We start from the raw sequence: 16,417 nt of genomic DNA on the forward strand, positions 1-16,417 counted from the left end.
GAAGCGCCGGGAGCGTCTGTCATGCGGAGCCTGCGGGGCTGAGTTCGGCCGGCATCCTGCGCGCCTCATGCCGCCGCCGCAAGTCCGGCGCCACTCACCACGAAGGAACTGCCTTGCTGCTTCGCGGTGGCGAGCTGGACCACCGCGCGCCCGACATCGGCCGGGGTCTGCATGTCCGTCATGCTGGCCAGGAAGTCCGCCGGGCGGATGCCCATATAGGCCGAAATGCTGTCGATGCCGCGGTCACCGACCCCGGTGCCGGGCATGATGCGCATCGGCGAAAGCGCCATGAAGCGCAGGCCGAGGCCGAGCCGGTCCGACTCTTTTTGGCAGTGGCCGGCCAGGAACACCTGCATGCGTTTGGCGCCGCCATAGCTGCCGGAATTCGGCGGCCCGCCGCTGAAGGCCGCCCCGCTGGAGATCAACACCACCCGGCTCCCTGGCTTGAGCCGACCCTGAAGCGCGGCCCTGCAGAACAGGAACGACGCCTTGACGTCCATCTCCCAGTTTGCCGAGAACACTTCCCAGCTCTGCTCCTGCACCGGCGCGGATGCGGCAAGCGCGCCCGCCGAGACCACCAGCACATCCGCCGCAAGCGCGTCGAAAACGGCTTCGGGCGCGCTCTCTTCCGTCGCGTCGACCGCCAGGGTCTTTACGTCCGGCTTCTCCCAGGCAAGCTGTTTTAGCGCGGCGGTACCGCGGGCGACGGCCAGCACCGTTGCCCCTTCGCCAAGCGCTGCTTCCACGATCGAGCGGCCGACACCCCGGCTGCCTCCGATGACGACGACATTCTGACCTTCCAACGATCCCATGGACCACCTCTCATTCCGGGCCGCCGGACCATCCGGTCGCGCCTGTTGATGAGGACAGCCGGGGTCAGCGGAAATCATCGGTGCGGGATCGAAAAAGTTCTCACGGGTGATCGACAAGGCTCGCGCCAAGGTCGCTGCCTGTTACCTTCTCTTCGTTTATGGCACGGCAATCGCATATGGCAGCGCCAGCCCCCGCTCCGGCCGCTGCCCGGCCACCTCTCCCCCATTCCATGGGGGCGAGGAAACGCTAACCGCCCAGGTCGCGGCCTCGGAAAGCTTGGGTTCCTCGCCCCCACTATATGTGGCGGAGAGGTGGCTCGGCGAAGCCGAGACGGAGAGGGGGAGCGCCATATTCGATAGGAGAAGGTGGCGACAGCCGGACGAGGAGCGGCGGAAGGCCTGCAGGATGAAGCTTCAGCCAACTCGGTCAGCCGGCCGGTTACTCGCTCTCGCCATCCAGCGCCGGCACCGAAACACCGGCAAGCTCCGCCGCCAAAAGCCGCGCCGCGCCCGCCCTGGCGATGCGCAGCATCAGCGCCTTGCGCGTCGCCGCCGCCATGCGGTGCTCCGGCGCGTCGCGCAGGATCTCCGCGCCATAGCCGTCGGAGAGGATGAAGCCGCATTCCTCCGGAAAGATGTCCGAGGGCACGCCGGGATGGGTGGCGAAGAAGAAGCGGTCGGAATGCAGCCGGTAATCGGGCCATTTGCGGTCGACGCGGAAATCCTCTATCGAGGACTTGATCTCGATGATCCAGATGTCGCCCTGCCGGGTCAGCGCGACGAGATCGGCTCGCCGGCCGGTGGCGAGCGACAGTTCCGGCAGCACATGCGCGCCCATTTCGGCGAGCAGCCGCTGCACCCCGCGTCGCACCAGCATGGCGCGCTCCGACTGGCGGCCGTCGATCAAGGGGTTGATGGGAATCGGTGAGATGATGGGCATGGCCGGCACCATGCCAGATTTTGTTCACGGTTTGAACCCAGCAATAATCAAGCCTGGATTGCTGGAGGTCTGAATGGGAATTGAACCCATTACGTCGGTTTTGCAGACCGATGCGTCACCGTCCCGCCCTCAGACCTTGATGCGTCTATGCCCAATCCAATAGCGCCTAGTCAACCTGGTCGATGATCACGCGGCGCTGGCGACGTAAAATGGACACCAACTGCCATCCCGCCTTCCGGCGCTCCAATTCCGTGATCTGCCCTGCCGTGAGCTTCGACGCATGGCGTTTGTATATTGACAGACCCGCTTTGGTCGAAAGCCTTCTTCCCACGCTAATGCCGGTCCGGTAGCTTGGCTGGATGGACGTTCTGGATTGGTTGGCCCGATGGTACAAAGCACAATGCGATGGGGACTGGGAGCACCAGTCTGGTCCTTCGATCGGCACCATCGATAATCCGGGGTAGTCATTAAAGTCGACCTTGCAGGGACGGACTGCGATGGGCGGACCCTTGATTTGATAAGGCACAACTACGAGCACAAAACCGACTGTGGGCGTGCTGGACAGAGGACAACGTGTTTCAGAGCGTTGGTGGCCCGCTCCACCTTGGTTCGTTTCTTGAGACGTTTCGAGACTCGGCGACGAACGTCCGGTGAGCTCTCTGGGCCCACCCGAGACCCCGCCATCTGGACATTAGCTACCGTTAATGGTTGTGTCCGCTTGCATTCGCCGCTGGTGATTGCAACAGGTGGCAACCTGGCCCGCGTCTTTCCGTCCAGGGAAAGACGCGGGTTCACCGCCTGTCCGGCGCTCAAAGGCGCGGATGCGGTTCAGCAACAGCGCCCGGCTGAATGGGAACACCCGGAAACGATTGGACGGTGGTCACGCAAGGGCGCCAATTGCACCCAAAAGAAGTCAGCGCCGGAACCGTTTTCAGCCTTGAAAGGTCGAGAGCGCCGATCATATAGAAACATATATGTTTCTTGTTGCTTTCGGGGCGGAAATGGCGGTGGACAGAGCGGTATCGAATGGCGAGAGGCTTTCGGCCTTCGATCTCGATACGCTGCGCGAGATGTTCAGGAAGTCGGTTCGCGAGCATGGCGTCACGACAGCCGATTGGGCGGAACACGCCAGATTGTTCATCAAACAGACCACCAGCCGCAAACCCGGCAAGAAGCGTTCGCGAACGGCATAGCCATCGCCGCCCCCTGGACTGCCGGCAAATCGCCGGGCTTACGCCCGCGCCGCGGGAGCCGATCCCGAATTGCCGGAGAGCAGCAGCCTCAATCTCAGGCCGATCATCACCACGCCCGTGAAACGCTGCTGCCAGGCCAGCAGGCCGGGCCAGCGGTAGAGCCATTGGCCGATGGTGTGGGATGCCAACGCCACCGAGCCCGGCGAGAGGATGCCTCCCAGCTTCTGGATGGTGCCCAGAACGACGAGCTGGGTCCACACCGGACCGGAACCCGGATCGACGAACTGCGGCAGGAAGGCGAACATGAAGAGCAGGGATTTCGGGTTGGCTGTTGATCGTCCCTTCGCGGACCGCCGACCAGTCTGAAATGCGGCTCACGGCGAGACGCTTCGTTTTCTGGCCGCCCAGGCTCGACGCGATCATCCTGACGCCGAGATAGAGCATGTAGAGCGCGCCGGCCCATTTCAGCGCGGTGAGGCCCGCCGGATAGGCTTGCAGCAGCGACGCGATGCCGAGCACGAGCAGGCCGACCTGCACGACGCCGGCCACGAAGATCATGCCGACGACGGTGAGCAGGGCGATCCGCCGCCGTTGTCTGATGCCGCGCGCGATCACCAGCATTATGTCGGGGCCGGGCGTGATCTCGAGCACCACCAGCGCCGCGATGAAGGTCAGCAGGGCCGTGGTGGTTGGCAAGGGCGCGATCCTGTCGTGGCTGCGGCGATCAGTTCGCCGTCTTGCTGTGCTCGTCCACGGTCAAGCCCGCCATGTCGTCCAGGATCGGGCAGTCCGGGCGGTGGTCGCCGTGGCAGGCGTGGACCAGCGTCTGCAAGGTGGCGCGCATCGATTGCAGCTCGCGCACCCTCTCCTCGATCGCCCTGACATGGGCTGCGGCGATCTCGCGCACGTCGTGGCTGGCGCGTTCGCGGTCCTGGTAGAGCGCCATCAGCTGGCGGCAGTCGTCGATGGAGAAGCCGAGATTGCGCGCGCGGCGCAGGAAGGCCAGCCGGTGGATGTCGTCGCCGGAATAGTCGCGATAGCCGTTGCTGGCGCGCGAAGGCGCGATCAGGCCGATCTCTTCATAGTAACGAATGGTCTTGGCCGGCAGCCCCGACCGCTCCGCGGCATCTCCGACATTCATGGCACTTTCCTCGACTTCGCCCGTCCCGCCGGACCGGCCCATTGATTTTGCTTCACAATCCTATGAGTCCTGTTGCCGAAATGCCGCAGTCGCGGCCTTACCGGCAGGTAAGGTCTTGCATATAGGCAGTGCGTGCTTGGCAAGCAAAAGAAATGCCAGCATGAATGGTTTCAGGAAAAAGCGGCCGACTCGTGCCGCGATCAACGGGCTGGGCATCGGACCTATTCATGCGCTTGAAGTCTTTTGCAATCGTCGCTGCTCTTGCGCTGTCGACCGCGATTTCCGGTTGCAGCACCATCGGCTCGCGACTCTTCACCAACGACTATGGCGCGGTTACCGATGCGGGCTATCAATTGCCGCGCATCCCGATCGAGAAGGTTCCGGCGCGCTTCCATCGCCAGGAAGTGGACTACGACACTAAGGAAAAGCCGGGCACCATCATCGTCGATACCCAGAACAAGTTCCTCTACTTCGTCGAGGGCGACGGGCTGGCGATACGCTACGGCATCGGCGTCGGTCGTGAAGGCTTCGAGTGGCACGGCACCGCCCGCATCGCGCTGAAGCGCGAATGGCCGACCTGGACGCCGCCCTCGCAGATGATCAAGCGCCAGCCGGAACTCGCCAAATTCGCTGGCGGTATGGAGCCGGGCCTGAAGAACCCGCTCGGTGCGCGCGCCATGTATCTGTTCAACAAGGGCGGCGACATGGGCTACCGACTGCATGGCAGCCCGGAATGGAATTCGATCGGCAAGGCGATGTCGTCGGGCTGCATCCGGCTGATGAACCAGGACATCATCGACCTCTACGACCGCACCTCGGTCGGCGCCAAGGTCATCGTGATGTAAGGACCATGATCCCGAAAGTGGGAACCGGTTTTCGGGAAAGATCATGGTCAACTAAAAAGTTTCGTGCGCGGACCGTCTAGGCAACAAATGGACGTCCTAAAACAGAAAACCGGGCAATTCGGCCCGGTTTTTTGTTGACTGCGGATAAGGGAACGGTGGGATTAAGCCACTTGCTCGACCTGCTGCACCTCGGGAACGAAGTGTCGGAGCAGGTTCTGGATGCCGTGCTTCAGCGTCGCCGTCGACGACGGGCAGCCGGCGCAGGCGCCCTTCATGTGCAGGAATACGGTGCCGTTCTCGAAGCCGCGGAAGGTGATGTCGCCGCCGTCCTGCGCAACCGCCGGGCGCACCCGCGTGTCGAGCAGTTCCTTGATGGTGATGACCAGTTCCTCGTCGGCCTTGTCGTAGAATTCGCCGGTCTGGCTGGTTTCGGCAGCCGGGCCGCTCGTGGCCATGACTGGCGCGCCCGACATGAAATGCTCCATGATGGCGCCGAGGATCGCCGGCTTCAGATGTTGCCAGTCGGGACCGTCCTTGGTCACGGTGATGAAGTCATAGCCGAAGAAAACGCCGGTCACGCCGGGAATCTCGAACAGCCGGCCGGCCAGCGGCGAGGCGGCGGCAGCGCCGTCGGCGTCGCGGAAATCGGCGGTGCCTTCGCGAAGCACCTCCTTGCCGGGCAGGAACTTCAGCGTCGCCGGGTTCGGCGTCGACTCGGTCTGGATGAACATGACGGTCTCCATGCCCCTTCGGGCGGAAGTTTGGAATAATTCTAAATAGGACCTATCGGCTGGACATTCAAGCGAAACGCGTCGCCCGAACGGCTGGCTGGCGGAATGTTTTTGCGGGTCTCCTGCACCCACGTTGAGATGTGTCGGGATTCAGGTCAGGCCGAGTCGGGAACGGCGGGTTCCGAGAACCGGAGCGAGGGGTACTTGAAGTACATGAGCACGGAAGCGCAGGAAGCCGCCATTTGCAGGCCGGCCTCACCTGAATACCAACGCATCTCAGGCGAGGCTGTCGATCTCCTCGTCTGACAGATTCTGCGGCACCACGGTGACCGGAATGGGGAAGGCGGCGCCCCTGCCGGCCACCGCGCTGACGAGAGGTCCGGGGCCTTCCTTGCCGGCGCCCGCCGCCAGCACCAGGATGGCGATGTCCTGGTCCTCCTCGATCAGCTTGTGGATCTCTTCGGTCGGCTTGCCCTCGCGCACCACCAGTTCCGGCTCGATGCCGAGCTTCTGGCGAACCTTGTTGGCATAAGTATCGAGCGCGGCGCGCGCCGTCGCGGTCGCCTCTTCGCGCATGATCTTCTCGACCCCCAGCCAGTGCTGGAAATCGTCCGGCTCGATGACATAGAGCAGCACCAGCACGCCGCTGGTGCTCTGCGTCCGCTTCGAGGCATAGGCGACGGCGCGCTCGCATTCCGGCGTGTCGTCGATGATCGCCAGGAATTTGCGGCGGTGGCCAACTTCACGGCTGAGACGTTTGGAGACCATGTCTATCTGCTCGGTGTCAATTCGGCCGCAATCTGCCACCGCCACGGACCGGCGGCAAGCCGCCGGCCCTCATGGCAGTAGCGATCAACGAGATTGGATCGATCAGTCCTGCAAAAGGCCGATGATGTCGCGCACCGTCCGCATCGTCGATTCCGCCAGCACGCCGGCGCGCTCGCCGCCGTCCTTCAGCACCGCGTCGACATAGGCGCGGTCGCCTTCGATACGACGCATCTCGCCGGCCACCGGCGCAAGCTTCTCGACCGCAAGGTCGGCCAGCGCCGGCTTGAACACCGAGAACTGCTGGCCGCCGAATTCCCTCAGCACGTCGGCCTTGGAGATTTCGGCCAGCCCGGCATAGATGCCGACCAGGTTTTCCGCTTCCGGCCGGCTTTCCAGCCCGTCGACCTCGCTCGGCAAGGCTTCCGGATCGGTCTTGGCCTTGCGGATCTTCTTCGAGATGGTGTCGGCATCGTCGGTCAGGTTGATGCGCGACAGGTCCGACGGGTCCGACTTCGACATCTTCTTCGAACCGTCACGCAGGCTCATGATGCGCGCTGCCGGCCCGCCGATCACCGGTTCGGTGATCGGGAAATAGCCGTTCACGGTCTCCTCGCCAACCTGCATCTCGACGCCGACACCCAGAGCGGCGATGCGGTCCGAGAAGTCGTTGTTGAATTTCTGGGCGATGTCGCGGGTCAGTTCGAGGTGCTGTTTCTGGTCCTCGCCCACCGGCACATGGGTGGCGCGGTAAAGCAGGATGTCGGCCGCCATCAGGCTCGGATAGGCGAGCAGGCCGAGCGAGGCGTTCTCGCGGTCCTTGCCGGCCTTGTCCTTGAACTGCGTCATCTTGTTCATCCAGCCGATGCGCGCCACGCAGTTGAAGATCCAGGCAAGCTCGGCATGCTGCATCACCCGCGACTGGTTGAAGACGATGTGCTTCCTCGGGTCGATGCCGGAGGCGAGGAAAGCGGCGGTGATCGAGCGCGTCTGGTCAGCAAGGTCGTCATGGACGAGCTGCGCGGTCAGCGAATGCAGGTCGACGACGCAATAGATGCAATCGGACTGGACCTGCAGGGCCACGAATTTCTTGATGGCGCCGAGATAATTGCCGAGATGCAGATTGCCGGTCGGCTGGACGCCGGAAAAGACGAGCGGCTTGAAGGCGGTCATGATGTCCTCATGGCTTGTGGAGGGCCGTATCAGCGTGATTCCGAAAAGTTGCAGACTTTTCGGAGCCAATCACGCGGCTGGAGACCGCGCGCGGCGAAAGTCTTGCGACGGCGCGCTTATGGACGAGAGCGTGGAGAGGATCAAGAGGCGGAGATCACGGCAGAGCAATCGCATCAGGTGGATTTCCTGCTCAGTGGTGTTCGTGTCACGCTTGTTGCGTCTGTACCTCGGCCTGACAGGTCCGCGCCTCCCCCTCATTGTCCTGCCGGACATTTCTCCTCGTATAGTGATGGGGAGAAAGGCGCCGTCATCGCCGCGCTCGGTTTGCGACGAATTGTCTGGCGAAGACTGATGCCTGTCGGCTGGGGTCGCTGCAGTCAGGCTTACGGATCTGGAAACGGTTCCTTGACCGGCGGCGGGCTCTTGCGCTTCACGTTCCTGCGGATCATGCCGAAATCGGCGCCGCCGGTGGCGAAGGCGGTGACGAAGTAAAGCGTCGCTCCGCCGGCGACCAGCGCCAGCAGCGTCGTCGCCTTGATCACCAGCGGCGCGTCAGGCCCCAGCCTTGCGGCGAACCAGTGCTCGGCGAAGTAAAGGGCAACGGCCATCACCGCCGCCGACAGGACCAGCCTGGGAATGCGCTTCAACAGCGGTATGTCGCGGCCCCAATGGCCGCGCCGGATCAGTACGGCAAGCAGCATCATGGCGTTGACCCAGCCGGCGACGGCCGATGCGACCGCGATGCCCGGCGCGCCCATCGACGGGAACAGCGTCAGCGCGGTGGCGACGTTCACGCCGACCGAGATGGCGGCGAAGATCATCGGCGTGCGCGTATCCTCGCGCGCGAAATAGCCCGGCGTGAAGGCCTTGATCAGCACGAAGGCCGGCAGGCCGAGGCCGAAGATCGCCAGGATCGAGGCCACGATCGGCGTCGAGTGGTTGGCGGCAAACGCGCCGCGCTCATAGACCAGCCGCACGATCGGCTCCGACATCACCCAGAGCGCGGCCGCAGCCGGCAGGGTCATGAACAGCGTGAATTCGACCGAACGGTTCTGCAGATTCGCCGCTTCGATCAGGTTGCCCGATTTCAAGGCGCGCGACAGTTCCGGCAAGAGCACGATCGCCACCGCAACGCCGACGACGCCAAGCGGCAGTTGATAGATACGGTCGGCATAGGCGAGCGAGGACACCGCGCTGTCCTGCGCCGAGGCGATCGCCGTGCCGATCAGCTGGTTGATCTGGGTAATGCCGCCGGTGATCGCCGCCGGCAGCGCCAGGATCAAGAGCCGCTTGACGCTCGGCGTCATCTTCGGCCGGCGGAAGCCGATCGAGATGCCTGCATGGCGCACCGCCACCCAGACGATGGCGAGCTGCACGATGCCCGCCGCAAGCACGCCCCAGGACAGGCCGAAGCCGACATCATGCGCGTCCAGCCCGTTATACCAGGCGTAACCCAGCACGCTGATCAGAATGATGTTGAGGAAGGCCGGCGCGATCGCCGCCGCGAAATAGCGGCGCAGCGAATTCAGCATGCCGGCCATCATCGCGCCGAGCGACATGCAGATGAGATAGGGGAACATGATAGTCGCAAGCGTGACCGTCGTCTCGAACTTCCCCGGCGTGTCGGCAAAGCCCGGTGCCACCAGGTAGCGCACGATCAGCGGCATCGCCAGCTCCATGGCGATGGTCAGCGCCAGCAGCGCCGAGAACAGCACGCCGAACACTTCCTCGGAGAAGCGCTTGGCGCCATCGGTGCCATGCGTCTCGATCTCCTTGGCGAACAGCGGAACGAAGGCGGCGTTGAAGGCGCCCTCGGCGAACAGCCGGCGGAAGGTGTTGGGAAACTGGAAGGCGGCATTGAAGGCGTCGGCCACCGGTCCGGTGCCCAGCGCCGCCGCCATCAGCATCTCGCGGCCGAAGCCGAGCGCGCGGCTCATCAGCGTGCCGGAAGCGACGGTGGCGAATTTCTTGACAAGGCTCATGCGCGGGGAGACTGCCTGTGCGATTGGGACAAAGTGATGGTCACTCGGCGGCGGCCTTGGACTTGCCGCCGCGCTCCGGCGCGATGCCTTCGAGCGATTCGATCAGCCGCTTGTGGATGGTGGCCATGCGCGTCGGGCTGTCGATCTTCTGTCCAGTGAGGTCGGTGACATAGAAGGTATCGATGACCTTCTCGCCGAAAGTGGTGATGTGGGCCGAGGCGATGTCGAGGGACAGGTCCGAGAGCGCGCCGGTGACCTCGGAGAGCAGGCCCGGTCGGTCGAGCCCTTCGATCTCGATCACCGAGAAGCGGTTCGACAGCGTGTTGCGGATCTCGGCGCGCGGCGGAATGCGGAAGACCTTGGCGCCGCGCTTGGGCTTGGTGCGCTTCTCGATCATTTCCGGCAGCCAGCTCTTGCCCGACAGCACGTCCTCGATCAGCCGACCGACGCGCTCGGCGCGGCGGCGCTCGTCCTCATCGCGGTCGAACTCCCGCGAGATCAGGATCGTGTCCAGCGCGCGGCCGTCGGAGGTGGTGAAGATCTGCGCGTCGACGATGTTGCCGCCGGCCGCGGCGCACGCGCCGGCGATCACCGACAGCAGGCGTGGATGGTCCTGCGCCAGGACGGTGATCTCGGTCACTGCCTCGAACTCGTGCGTCTTGACCATGGTGGCGAGCTTCTTGTCGGCGGCATCAGCCTCGCGGACGAACTCGGCATGGCGCAGCTGGTCGGCGAGGTCGACGGTCAGCAGGTAGTTCTCGTAGTGCTGGGCGACGTAGCGCTTGCGCTCCTTTGCCGGCCAGTTGGCCAGCGCCTCGGCCAGCCGCTCGCGCGCCGCGGAAGTGCGCTCGGCGCGCGACACTTCGGAGAAGCCGCCGGTCAAGAGCAGCTCGGTCTCGTAGTACAGCGTGCGCAGCAACTGCCCCTTCCAGCCGTTCCAGACGCCCGGCCCGACGCCCCTGATATCGCAGACGGTGAGGATCAACAGCAGCTTCAGCCGCTCGACCGACTGCACGATCGAGGCGAAATCCTCGATCGTCTTGCGGTCGTTGAGGTCGCGCGTCTGCGCCGTCATCGACATCACGAGATGGTTCTCGACCAGCCAGGCCACCGTCTCGGTGTCGGCGGCCGACAGCCCCATATGCGGGCAGATGCGCCGCGCGATGCGGGCGCCGGCTTCCGAATGATCCTCCGGCCGCCCCTTGGCGACGTCGTGCAGGAGCACGGCGACATAGAGCGCCTCGCGGCTCTTCTTCAGCCCCGGCATCAGCGAGTGCGACAGCGGGTGCACCTTCTCGCCGTCGCCGCGCTCGATCTCGGCCAACACCCCGATGCAGCGGATCAGGTGCTCGTCCACCGTATAGTGGTGGTACATCGAGAACTGCATCATGGCGACGATCTTGCCGAAGTCCGGGATCAGCTTGCTCAGCAGCCCCGCCTCGTTCATGCGCCTGAGATTGAGCTCGGCGTAGCGGTCCGAGGTCAAAATGTCGAGGAACAGCCGGTTGGCCTCCTCGTCGCGCCTCAGCGCCTTGCCGACGAGGCCGAGCGAGCGGGTGAGCAGCTTCAGCGCGTCGGGGTGGAACTCCAGCCCATGCTTGTCGGCGAACCAGAACAGCCTGAGCAGATTGACCGGGTCGCGCTCGAACACCATGTCGTCGGCGACGTTGATGCGGTGATTGTCGACGATGAAATCGGACGTGCCGGCCAGCTTGCGCTTGCGACGCTGGAAGGTGAGGAAGATGCGGTTGAAACCAGGCACGTGCTTGGCCTGCTCTTCCTCGAGCGCGGCGCAGAAGATGCGGGTGAGGTCGCCGACATCCTTGGCGACGAGGAAGTAGTGCTTCATGAAGCGCTCGACCGCCGACAGGCCGGGATGGCTGGTATAGCCGAGCCGTTCGGCGATCTCGCGCTGGATGTCGAAATGCAGCCGCTCCTCAGCCTTGCCGGTGAGGAAGTGCATCTGGCAGCGCACCGCCCAGAGGAAATCCTCGGCCTTGAGGAATTCCCGGTATTCGGCCTCGGTGAAGACACCCTTCTCGACCAACTCCTCGCCGGTGCGCACCCGGTAGAAGTATTTGCCGATCCAGAACAGCGTCTGCAGGTCGCGCAGCCCGCCCTTGCCGTCCTTGACGTTGGGTTCGACCAGATAGCGGCTTTCTCCGGCCTTGGCGTGGCGATCGTCGCGTTCGGCAAGCTTGGCCTGCACATATTCGGGGCCGGTGGTGCGCACCACCTCATGGTCGAAACGCGTCAAAAGCTCGTCATAAAGTTTCTGCTCGCCCCACAGGAAACGCGCCTCCAGGATCGAGGTGCGGATCGTGATGTCGGTGCGCGACAGCCTGAGGCATTCGTCGATGTTGCGGGTGGCGTGGCCGACCTTCAGGCCGAGGTCCCACAGCATGTAGAGCATGTATTCGACGATCTGCTCGCCCCAAGGCGTCTGCTTGTAGGGAAGCAGGAACAACAGATCGATGTCGGACCCCGGCGCCAGCGTGCCGCGGCCGTAGCCGCCGACCGCCACCACCGCCATGCGCTCGGCCGCGGAGCGGTTCTTGACGCGATAGACGTGGGTGGCGGCGAAATCGTAGAGCGCCCGGATGATCTCGTCCATGACGTGCGACAGCCGGGCGGCGCAGGCGGTGCCGCCGCCGTCCTCCCTGAGCATGGCCTCCGCGATCTTGCGGCCGCCGGCGAGCCGCGCCTTGAGCAGCTGCAGGACGGCCGCGCGCGTCGCCGGCCCTGAACCGTCGCCGGCATGGGCCGCGGTGAGCGCCGTCATGTCGTGGCGCAGCATCACGCCGTCGATCAACTCGTCGAGTTTCAGGGAGATTTTTGCCATATGCCCGGGTCGGCCTTGCCTTTTTGGCGGCGTCTATAGCGCGTTTTCGCGGTGCTGGGTATGGGGCGGACGGACACGCCGACAATACGGGATTCCGCTGCCTCGACCGGCCGGGAATTGCCTGGCGGAAAAAATACGGCCGACCCTTGACCTTCCAGTTACTGGAAGCACTACCTCGGCCTCAGATCGCGACATAAGAGGCATTCCCAATGGCCCATTCCGACCAAGATCACCACGCGCACGGCGGCGGCTGCTGCTCCGCGAAGGGTACCGCGCCTGCCGCTGAGGCGGTCATCCGCGATCCGGTCTGCGGCATGACGGTCGATCAGACCGCCGGCAAGCCGACCGCCGAGCATGGCGGCCAGATCCATCATTTTTGCAGCGAGGGCTGCCGTTCGAAATTCGACGCCGATCCGGAAAGATACCTGACCGCCACCGATCCCGTTTGCGGCATGAGTGTCGATCGCTCCAGCGCCAGACACTTTATCCGCCACGAGGGCCAGGGCTTCTACTTCTGCTCGGCCGGCTGCAAGGGCAAGTTCGAGGCCGCGCCGGCCAATTATCTCGGCGACCGGCCGGCACCACAGCCGATGCCGAAGGGCACGCAATACACCTGTCCGATGCATCCCGAGATCATCCGCGACAAGCCGGGCGCTTGCCCGATCTGCGGCATGGCGCTGGAGCCGATGGGAGTGCCGACCGGCGACGAGGGTCCGAATCCCGAACTTGTCGATTTCACCCGGCGATTCTGGGTCAGCGCAGTGCTGTCCTTGCCCCTGCTCGTCATCGCCATGGCGCCTATGCTCGGCCTGAGCTTCGAAAGCTTAATCGACGACCGCACGAAGACATGGGCGGAGCTAGCGCTGGCGAGCCCTGTCGTGCTGTGGGCGGCGTTCCCGTTCTTCCATCGCGGCTGGGACTCGATCCGCAACCGCAGCCCCAACATGTGGACGCTGATCTCGCTCGGCGTCGGCGCGGCCTACCTCTACAGCGTCGCCGCCACGCTGTTTCCGGACATCTTTCCACACCAGTTCCGCGGCCATGGCGGCGCCGTGCCTGTCTATTTCGAGGCCGCCGCCGTCATCGTGGCACTGGTGTTCCTCGGCCAGGTGCTGGAGCTCAGAGCCCGCGAGCGCACCGGCTCGGCCATCCGCGCACTGCTCGACCTGGCACCGAAGACGGCGCGGCTGATCGGCGCCGACGGCTCCGAGAGCGACGTGCCGCTCGATACGGTCAAGGCCGGCGACCGGCTGCGCATCCGTCCGGGCGATGCCGTCCCGGTTGACGGCGTCGTGCTCGAGGGGCGCTCGGCGATCGACGAATCGATGATCACCGGCGAGCCGCTGCCGGTCGAAAAGACCGAGGGCGACGCGCTGACCGGCGGCACGCTCAACAAGAACGGCTCGCTGGTCATGCGCGCCGAGCGCATCGGCGCCGAGACGACGCTGTCGCGCATCGTCGAACTGGTTGCCAAGGCGCAGCGCTCGCGGGCGCCGATCCAGGGCCTGGCCGACCGCGTTTCCTTCTATTTCGTGCCGGCCGTCGTGCTGGTGGCGCTCGCCGCCTTCGCCGCCTGGGCGATCCTCGGGCCGCAGCCCAGCCTGATCTTCGCCATCGTCTCGGCGGTGTCGGTGCTGATCATCGCCTGTCCCTGCGCGCTGGGGCTGGCGACGCCGATGTCGATCATGACGGCGACCGGACGCGGCGCCCATGCCGGCGTGCTGATCAAGGAGGCGGCGGCGCTGGAGCGCTTCGCTTCCGTTGACACGCTGATCGTCGACAAGACCGGCACGCTGACCGAGGGCCGGCCGCGGCTGACCGACGTCGTCCCCGCCGGCGGCATCGCGGAAAACGAACTTCTGGCGCTGGCCGCCTCGCTTGAGAAGGGTTCGGAGCATCCGCTGGCCGAGGCGATCGTCGAGGGTGCGGCGGACCGCGGTATCAAGATAGCCGATGCCGGCGACTTCGAGGCCGTCACCGGCAAGGGCGTCTCCGGCACGGTGGCGGGCAGCAAGGTCGCGCTCGGCAATCCGGCGATGATGGCCGATCTCGGCATCGACACGGGCTCGGTTTCAGGGCCGGCGGACGCGCTGCGGGGCGAGGGCAAGACGGCGATGTTCGTCGCCATCGGCGGCAGGCTGGCCGGCATCGTCGCCGTCGCCGACCCGGTCAAGGCGACGACGGCCGAGGCGATCCGGGCGCTGCATGACAGCGGCTTGCGGATCATAATGGCGACCGGCGACAATGAGCGCACGGCGAGCGCCATAGCTGGCAAGCTCGGCATCGACGAAGTGCGCGCCGGCCTGCTGCCCGAGCAGAAGGGCGCGCTGGTCGAGGAACTGCGCACCAAGGGCGCAGGTGTCGCCATGGCCGGCGACGGCGTCAACGATGCGCCGGCACTTGCCGCCGCCGATGTTGGCATCGCCATGGGCACCGGCGCCGATGTTGCGGTGGAAAGCGCCGGCATCACGCTGGTCAAGGGCGATCTCAACGGCATCGTCAGGGCGCGCACGCTTGCCCAGGCGACGATCCGCAACATCCGCCAGAACCTTTTCTTCGCTTTCCTCTACAACGTGCTCGGGGTGCCCGTCGCGGCGGGCGTGCTCTACCCGCTCACCGGCACGCTGCTGTCGCCGATGCTGGCGGCGGCGGCGATGAGCCTGTCCTCGGTCTCGGTCATCGGCAACGCATTGCGGCTGAGGACGTTGAAACTCTGATCGAAGCTCCCAAATACGACTATCCATCAACAGGAGATACTGGATGACCTTGGCCAAGAAGATCGTGTTGCTGCTGATGGCGGCGGGAATGCTGCTCGCCGTCTTCCTCGAAAGCGTTCCGGCGCAGTCGCAGGAGATGAAGCACGACATGTCCGGCATGGCGATGGGCGCGGAGAGCCCTTCGACCGCCGGCTACAAGGCGGCGATGGACAAGATGCATGCCGCCATGATGGCAGATGAGTATTCGGGCGATGCCGACGTCGACTTCGTCCGCGGCATGATCCCGCATCACCAGGGCGCCATCGACATGGCCAAGGTGGTGCTCGCCAACGGCAAGGATCCGGAAATCCGCAGGCTCGCCGAAGGTGTCGTCAAGGCGCAGGAGGCCGAGATCAAGGAGATGCAGGCCTGGCTCGCCGCCCATCCGGCGAAGTAGGTTTTTGGCACGCGAGAAATCCGGGCGGGCTTGGCACCACTGGATTTCCTATCGCGGCTGTGATGCGATCCCGCCGTCAGTGAGAGCCCAGTCATGCCATCGACCATCAGAACCACCACATTGCCCTCGGGCGAAGCCGTCCAGGTGCTCGGCCAGGGCACTTGGAAAATGGGCGAGGACAGCCGCCACCGCGCCGACGAGGTGAGGGCCTTGCGGCTTGGGCTCGACCTCGGCATGACGCTGATCGACACCGCGGAGATGTATGCCAGCGGCGGCGCCGAGGAAGTGGTGGCGGAGGCCATCGCCGGGCGGCGCGACGAGCTGTTCCTGGTTAGCAAGGTGCTGCCGTCCAATGCCTCGCGCGCCGGGGTGAAGCGGGCCTGCGAGAACAGTCTGAGGCGTCTCGCCACGGACCGCATCGACCTCTATCTGCTGCACTGGCCGGGCAGCGTGCCGCTGGCCGAGACCGTCGAGGCTTTCGAGGCGCTGAAGGCGACCGGCAAGATCCGCCATTGGGGCGTCAGCAATTTCGACACCGATGAGATGGAGGAACTGGTCGGGCTGCGCGACGGCAGCAGCGTCCAGACAAATCAGGTGCTCTACAATCTTGCGCGTCGCGGCCCCGAATTCGACCTCGCGCCCTGGAGCCGGGAGCGCGGCATTCCGCTGATGGCCTATTCGCCGGTCGAGCAGGGCGCGCTGGCGCGCAATGGCCGGCTGGAAGCCATCGCCGCCCGCCACAACGCGACGGCCGCGCAGATCGCCCTTGCCTGGGTAATGGGCCAGGAAGGCGTCATCGCCATTCCGAAGGCGAGCAAGCCCGAGCATGTCCGCCAGAAC

General features: G+C 64.9%; 14 protein-coding genes and 1 tRNA gene. 5 read left to right on the plus strand and 10 right to left on the minus strand.

What is annotated here, in order from left to right:
* Positions 1-65: 65 nt before the first annotated feature.
* From EN745_RS14030 to EN745_RS14040, 3 genes are all read right to left on the minus strand, one after another.
* Entirely contained in the window at positions 66-812 is a 747-nt protein-coding gene (locus EN745_RS14030) for an SDR family NAD(P)-dependent oxidoreductase (protein ID WP_126056819.1), read from the minus strand.
* 439 nt (positions 813-1,251) lie between these two features.
* On the minus strand, positions 1,252-1,752 hold the full coding sequence (locus EN745_RS14035; protein ID WP_189347525.1) for an MmcB family DNA repair protein: 501 nt from the start codon (positions 1,750-1,752) through the stop codon (positions 1,252-1,254).
* A gap of 62 nt (positions 1,753-1,814) precedes the next feature.
* Positions 1,815-1,888, minus strand: a tRNA-Cys gene (locus tag EN745_RS14040).
* 223 nt (positions 1,889-2,111) lie between these two features.
* On the opposite strand from EN745_RS14040, the gene EN745_RS36990 reads away from it, so the two are divergent.
* Entirely contained in the window at positions 2,112-2,216 is a 105-nt protein-coding gene (locus tag EN745_RS36990; RefSeq protein ID WP_189347523.1) for an Imm53 family immunity protein, read from the plus strand.
* A gap of 345 nt (positions 2,217-2,561) precedes the next feature.
* Here the strand turns inward: EN745_RS36990 and EN745_RS36995 are convergent, their stop codons facing one another.
* Both EN745_RS36995 and cueR read right to left on the minus strand, forming a co-directional pair.
* On the minus strand, positions 2,562-3,641 hold the full coding sequence (locus EN745_RS36995; protein ID WP_245455268.1) for a LysE family translocator: 1,080 nt from the start codon (positions 3,639-3,641) through the stop codon (positions 2,562-2,564).
* Between the two features lie 28 nt (positions 3,642-3,669).
* A complete protein-coding gene (gene cueR, locus EN745_RS14060; RefSeq protein ID WP_126056816.1) occupies positions 3,670-4,086 on the minus strand; it encodes a Cu(I)-responsive transcriptional regulator in 417 nt (138 codons plus the stop codon).
* Positions 4,087-4,313: 227 nt separating this feature from the next.
* Here cueR and EN745_RS14065 point away from each other — a divergent pair, with 227 nt between their 5' ends.
* Positions 4,314-4,931, plus strand: coding sequence for a L,D-transpeptidase (locus EN745_RS14065; protein ID WP_126056815.1), 618 nt, complete (start codon positions 4,314-4,316; stop codon positions 4,929-4,931).
* A gap of 161 nt (positions 4,932-5,092) precedes the next feature.
* Here EN745_RS14065 and EN745_RS14070 read toward each other — a convergent pair whose 3' ends face one another.
* From EN745_RS14070 to EN745_RS14090, 5 genes are all read right to left on the minus strand, one after another.
* Positions 5,093-5,662: a NifU family protein gene (locus EN745_RS14070; RefSeq protein WP_126056814.1), complete on the minus strand. Its 570-nt coding sequence runs from the start codon at positions 5,660-5,662 to the stop codon at positions 5,093-5,095.
* 276 nt (positions 5,663-5,938) lie between these two features.
* Positions 5,939-6,430, minus strand: a complete 492-nt coding sequence (locus EN745_RS14075; protein WP_126056813.1) for a universal stress protein — start codon at positions 6,428-6,430, stop codon at positions 5,939-5,941.
* A 102-nt stretch (positions 6,431-6,532) separates the two neighbouring features.
* On the minus strand, positions 6,533-7,600 hold the full coding sequence (gene trpS / locus EN745_RS14080; RefSeq protein ID WP_126056812.1) for a tryptophan--tRNA ligase: 1,068 nt from the start codon (positions 7,598-7,600) through the stop codon (positions 6,533-6,535).
* A gap of 383 nt (positions 7,601-7,983) precedes the next feature.
* Positions 7,984-9,582, minus strand: coding sequence for a murein biosynthesis integral membrane protein MurJ (gene murJ / locus EN745_RS14085; RefSeq protein ID WP_127421537.1), 1,599 nt, complete (start codon positions 9,580-9,582; stop codon positions 7,984-7,986).
* A gap of 40 nt (positions 9,583-9,622) precedes the next feature.
* On the minus strand, positions 9,623-12,424 hold the full coding sequence (locus EN745_RS14090; RefSeq protein WP_126056810.1) for a [protein-PII] uridylyltransferase: 2,802 nt from the start codon (positions 12,422-12,424) through the stop codon (positions 9,623-9,625).
* Positions 12,425-12,633: 209 nt separating this feature from the next.
* Between EN745_RS14090 and EN745_RS14095 the strand changes: the two genes are divergently transcribed.
* From EN745_RS14095 to EN745_RS14105, 3 genes are all read left to right on the plus strand, one after another.
* On the plus strand, positions 12,634-15,141 hold the full coding sequence (locus EN745_RS14095; protein WP_127421538.1) for a heavy metal translocating P-type ATPase: 2,508 nt from the start codon (positions 12,634-12,636) through the stop codon (positions 15,139-15,141).
* A 43-nt stretch (positions 15,142-15,184) separates the two neighbouring features.
* Positions 15,185-15,577 (plus strand): DUF305 domain-containing protein, encoded by a 393-nt coding sequence (locus EN745_RS14100; RefSeq protein ID WP_127407111.1) that lies wholly within the window; start codon positions 15,185-15,187, stop codon positions 15,575-15,577.
* 93 nt (positions 15,578-15,670) lie between these two features.
* The coding region (locus tag EN745_RS14105; protein ID WP_145992026.1) for an aldo/keto reductase at positions 15,671-16,417 on the plus strand (747 nt) is incomplete at its 3' end.

The sequence above is a fragment of the Mesorhizobium sp. M4A.F.Ca.ET.022.05.2.1 genome, from assembly GCF_003998845.1.
Lineage (GTDB): Bacteria > Pseudomonadota > Alphaproteobacteria > Rhizobiales > Rhizobiaceae > Mesorhizobium.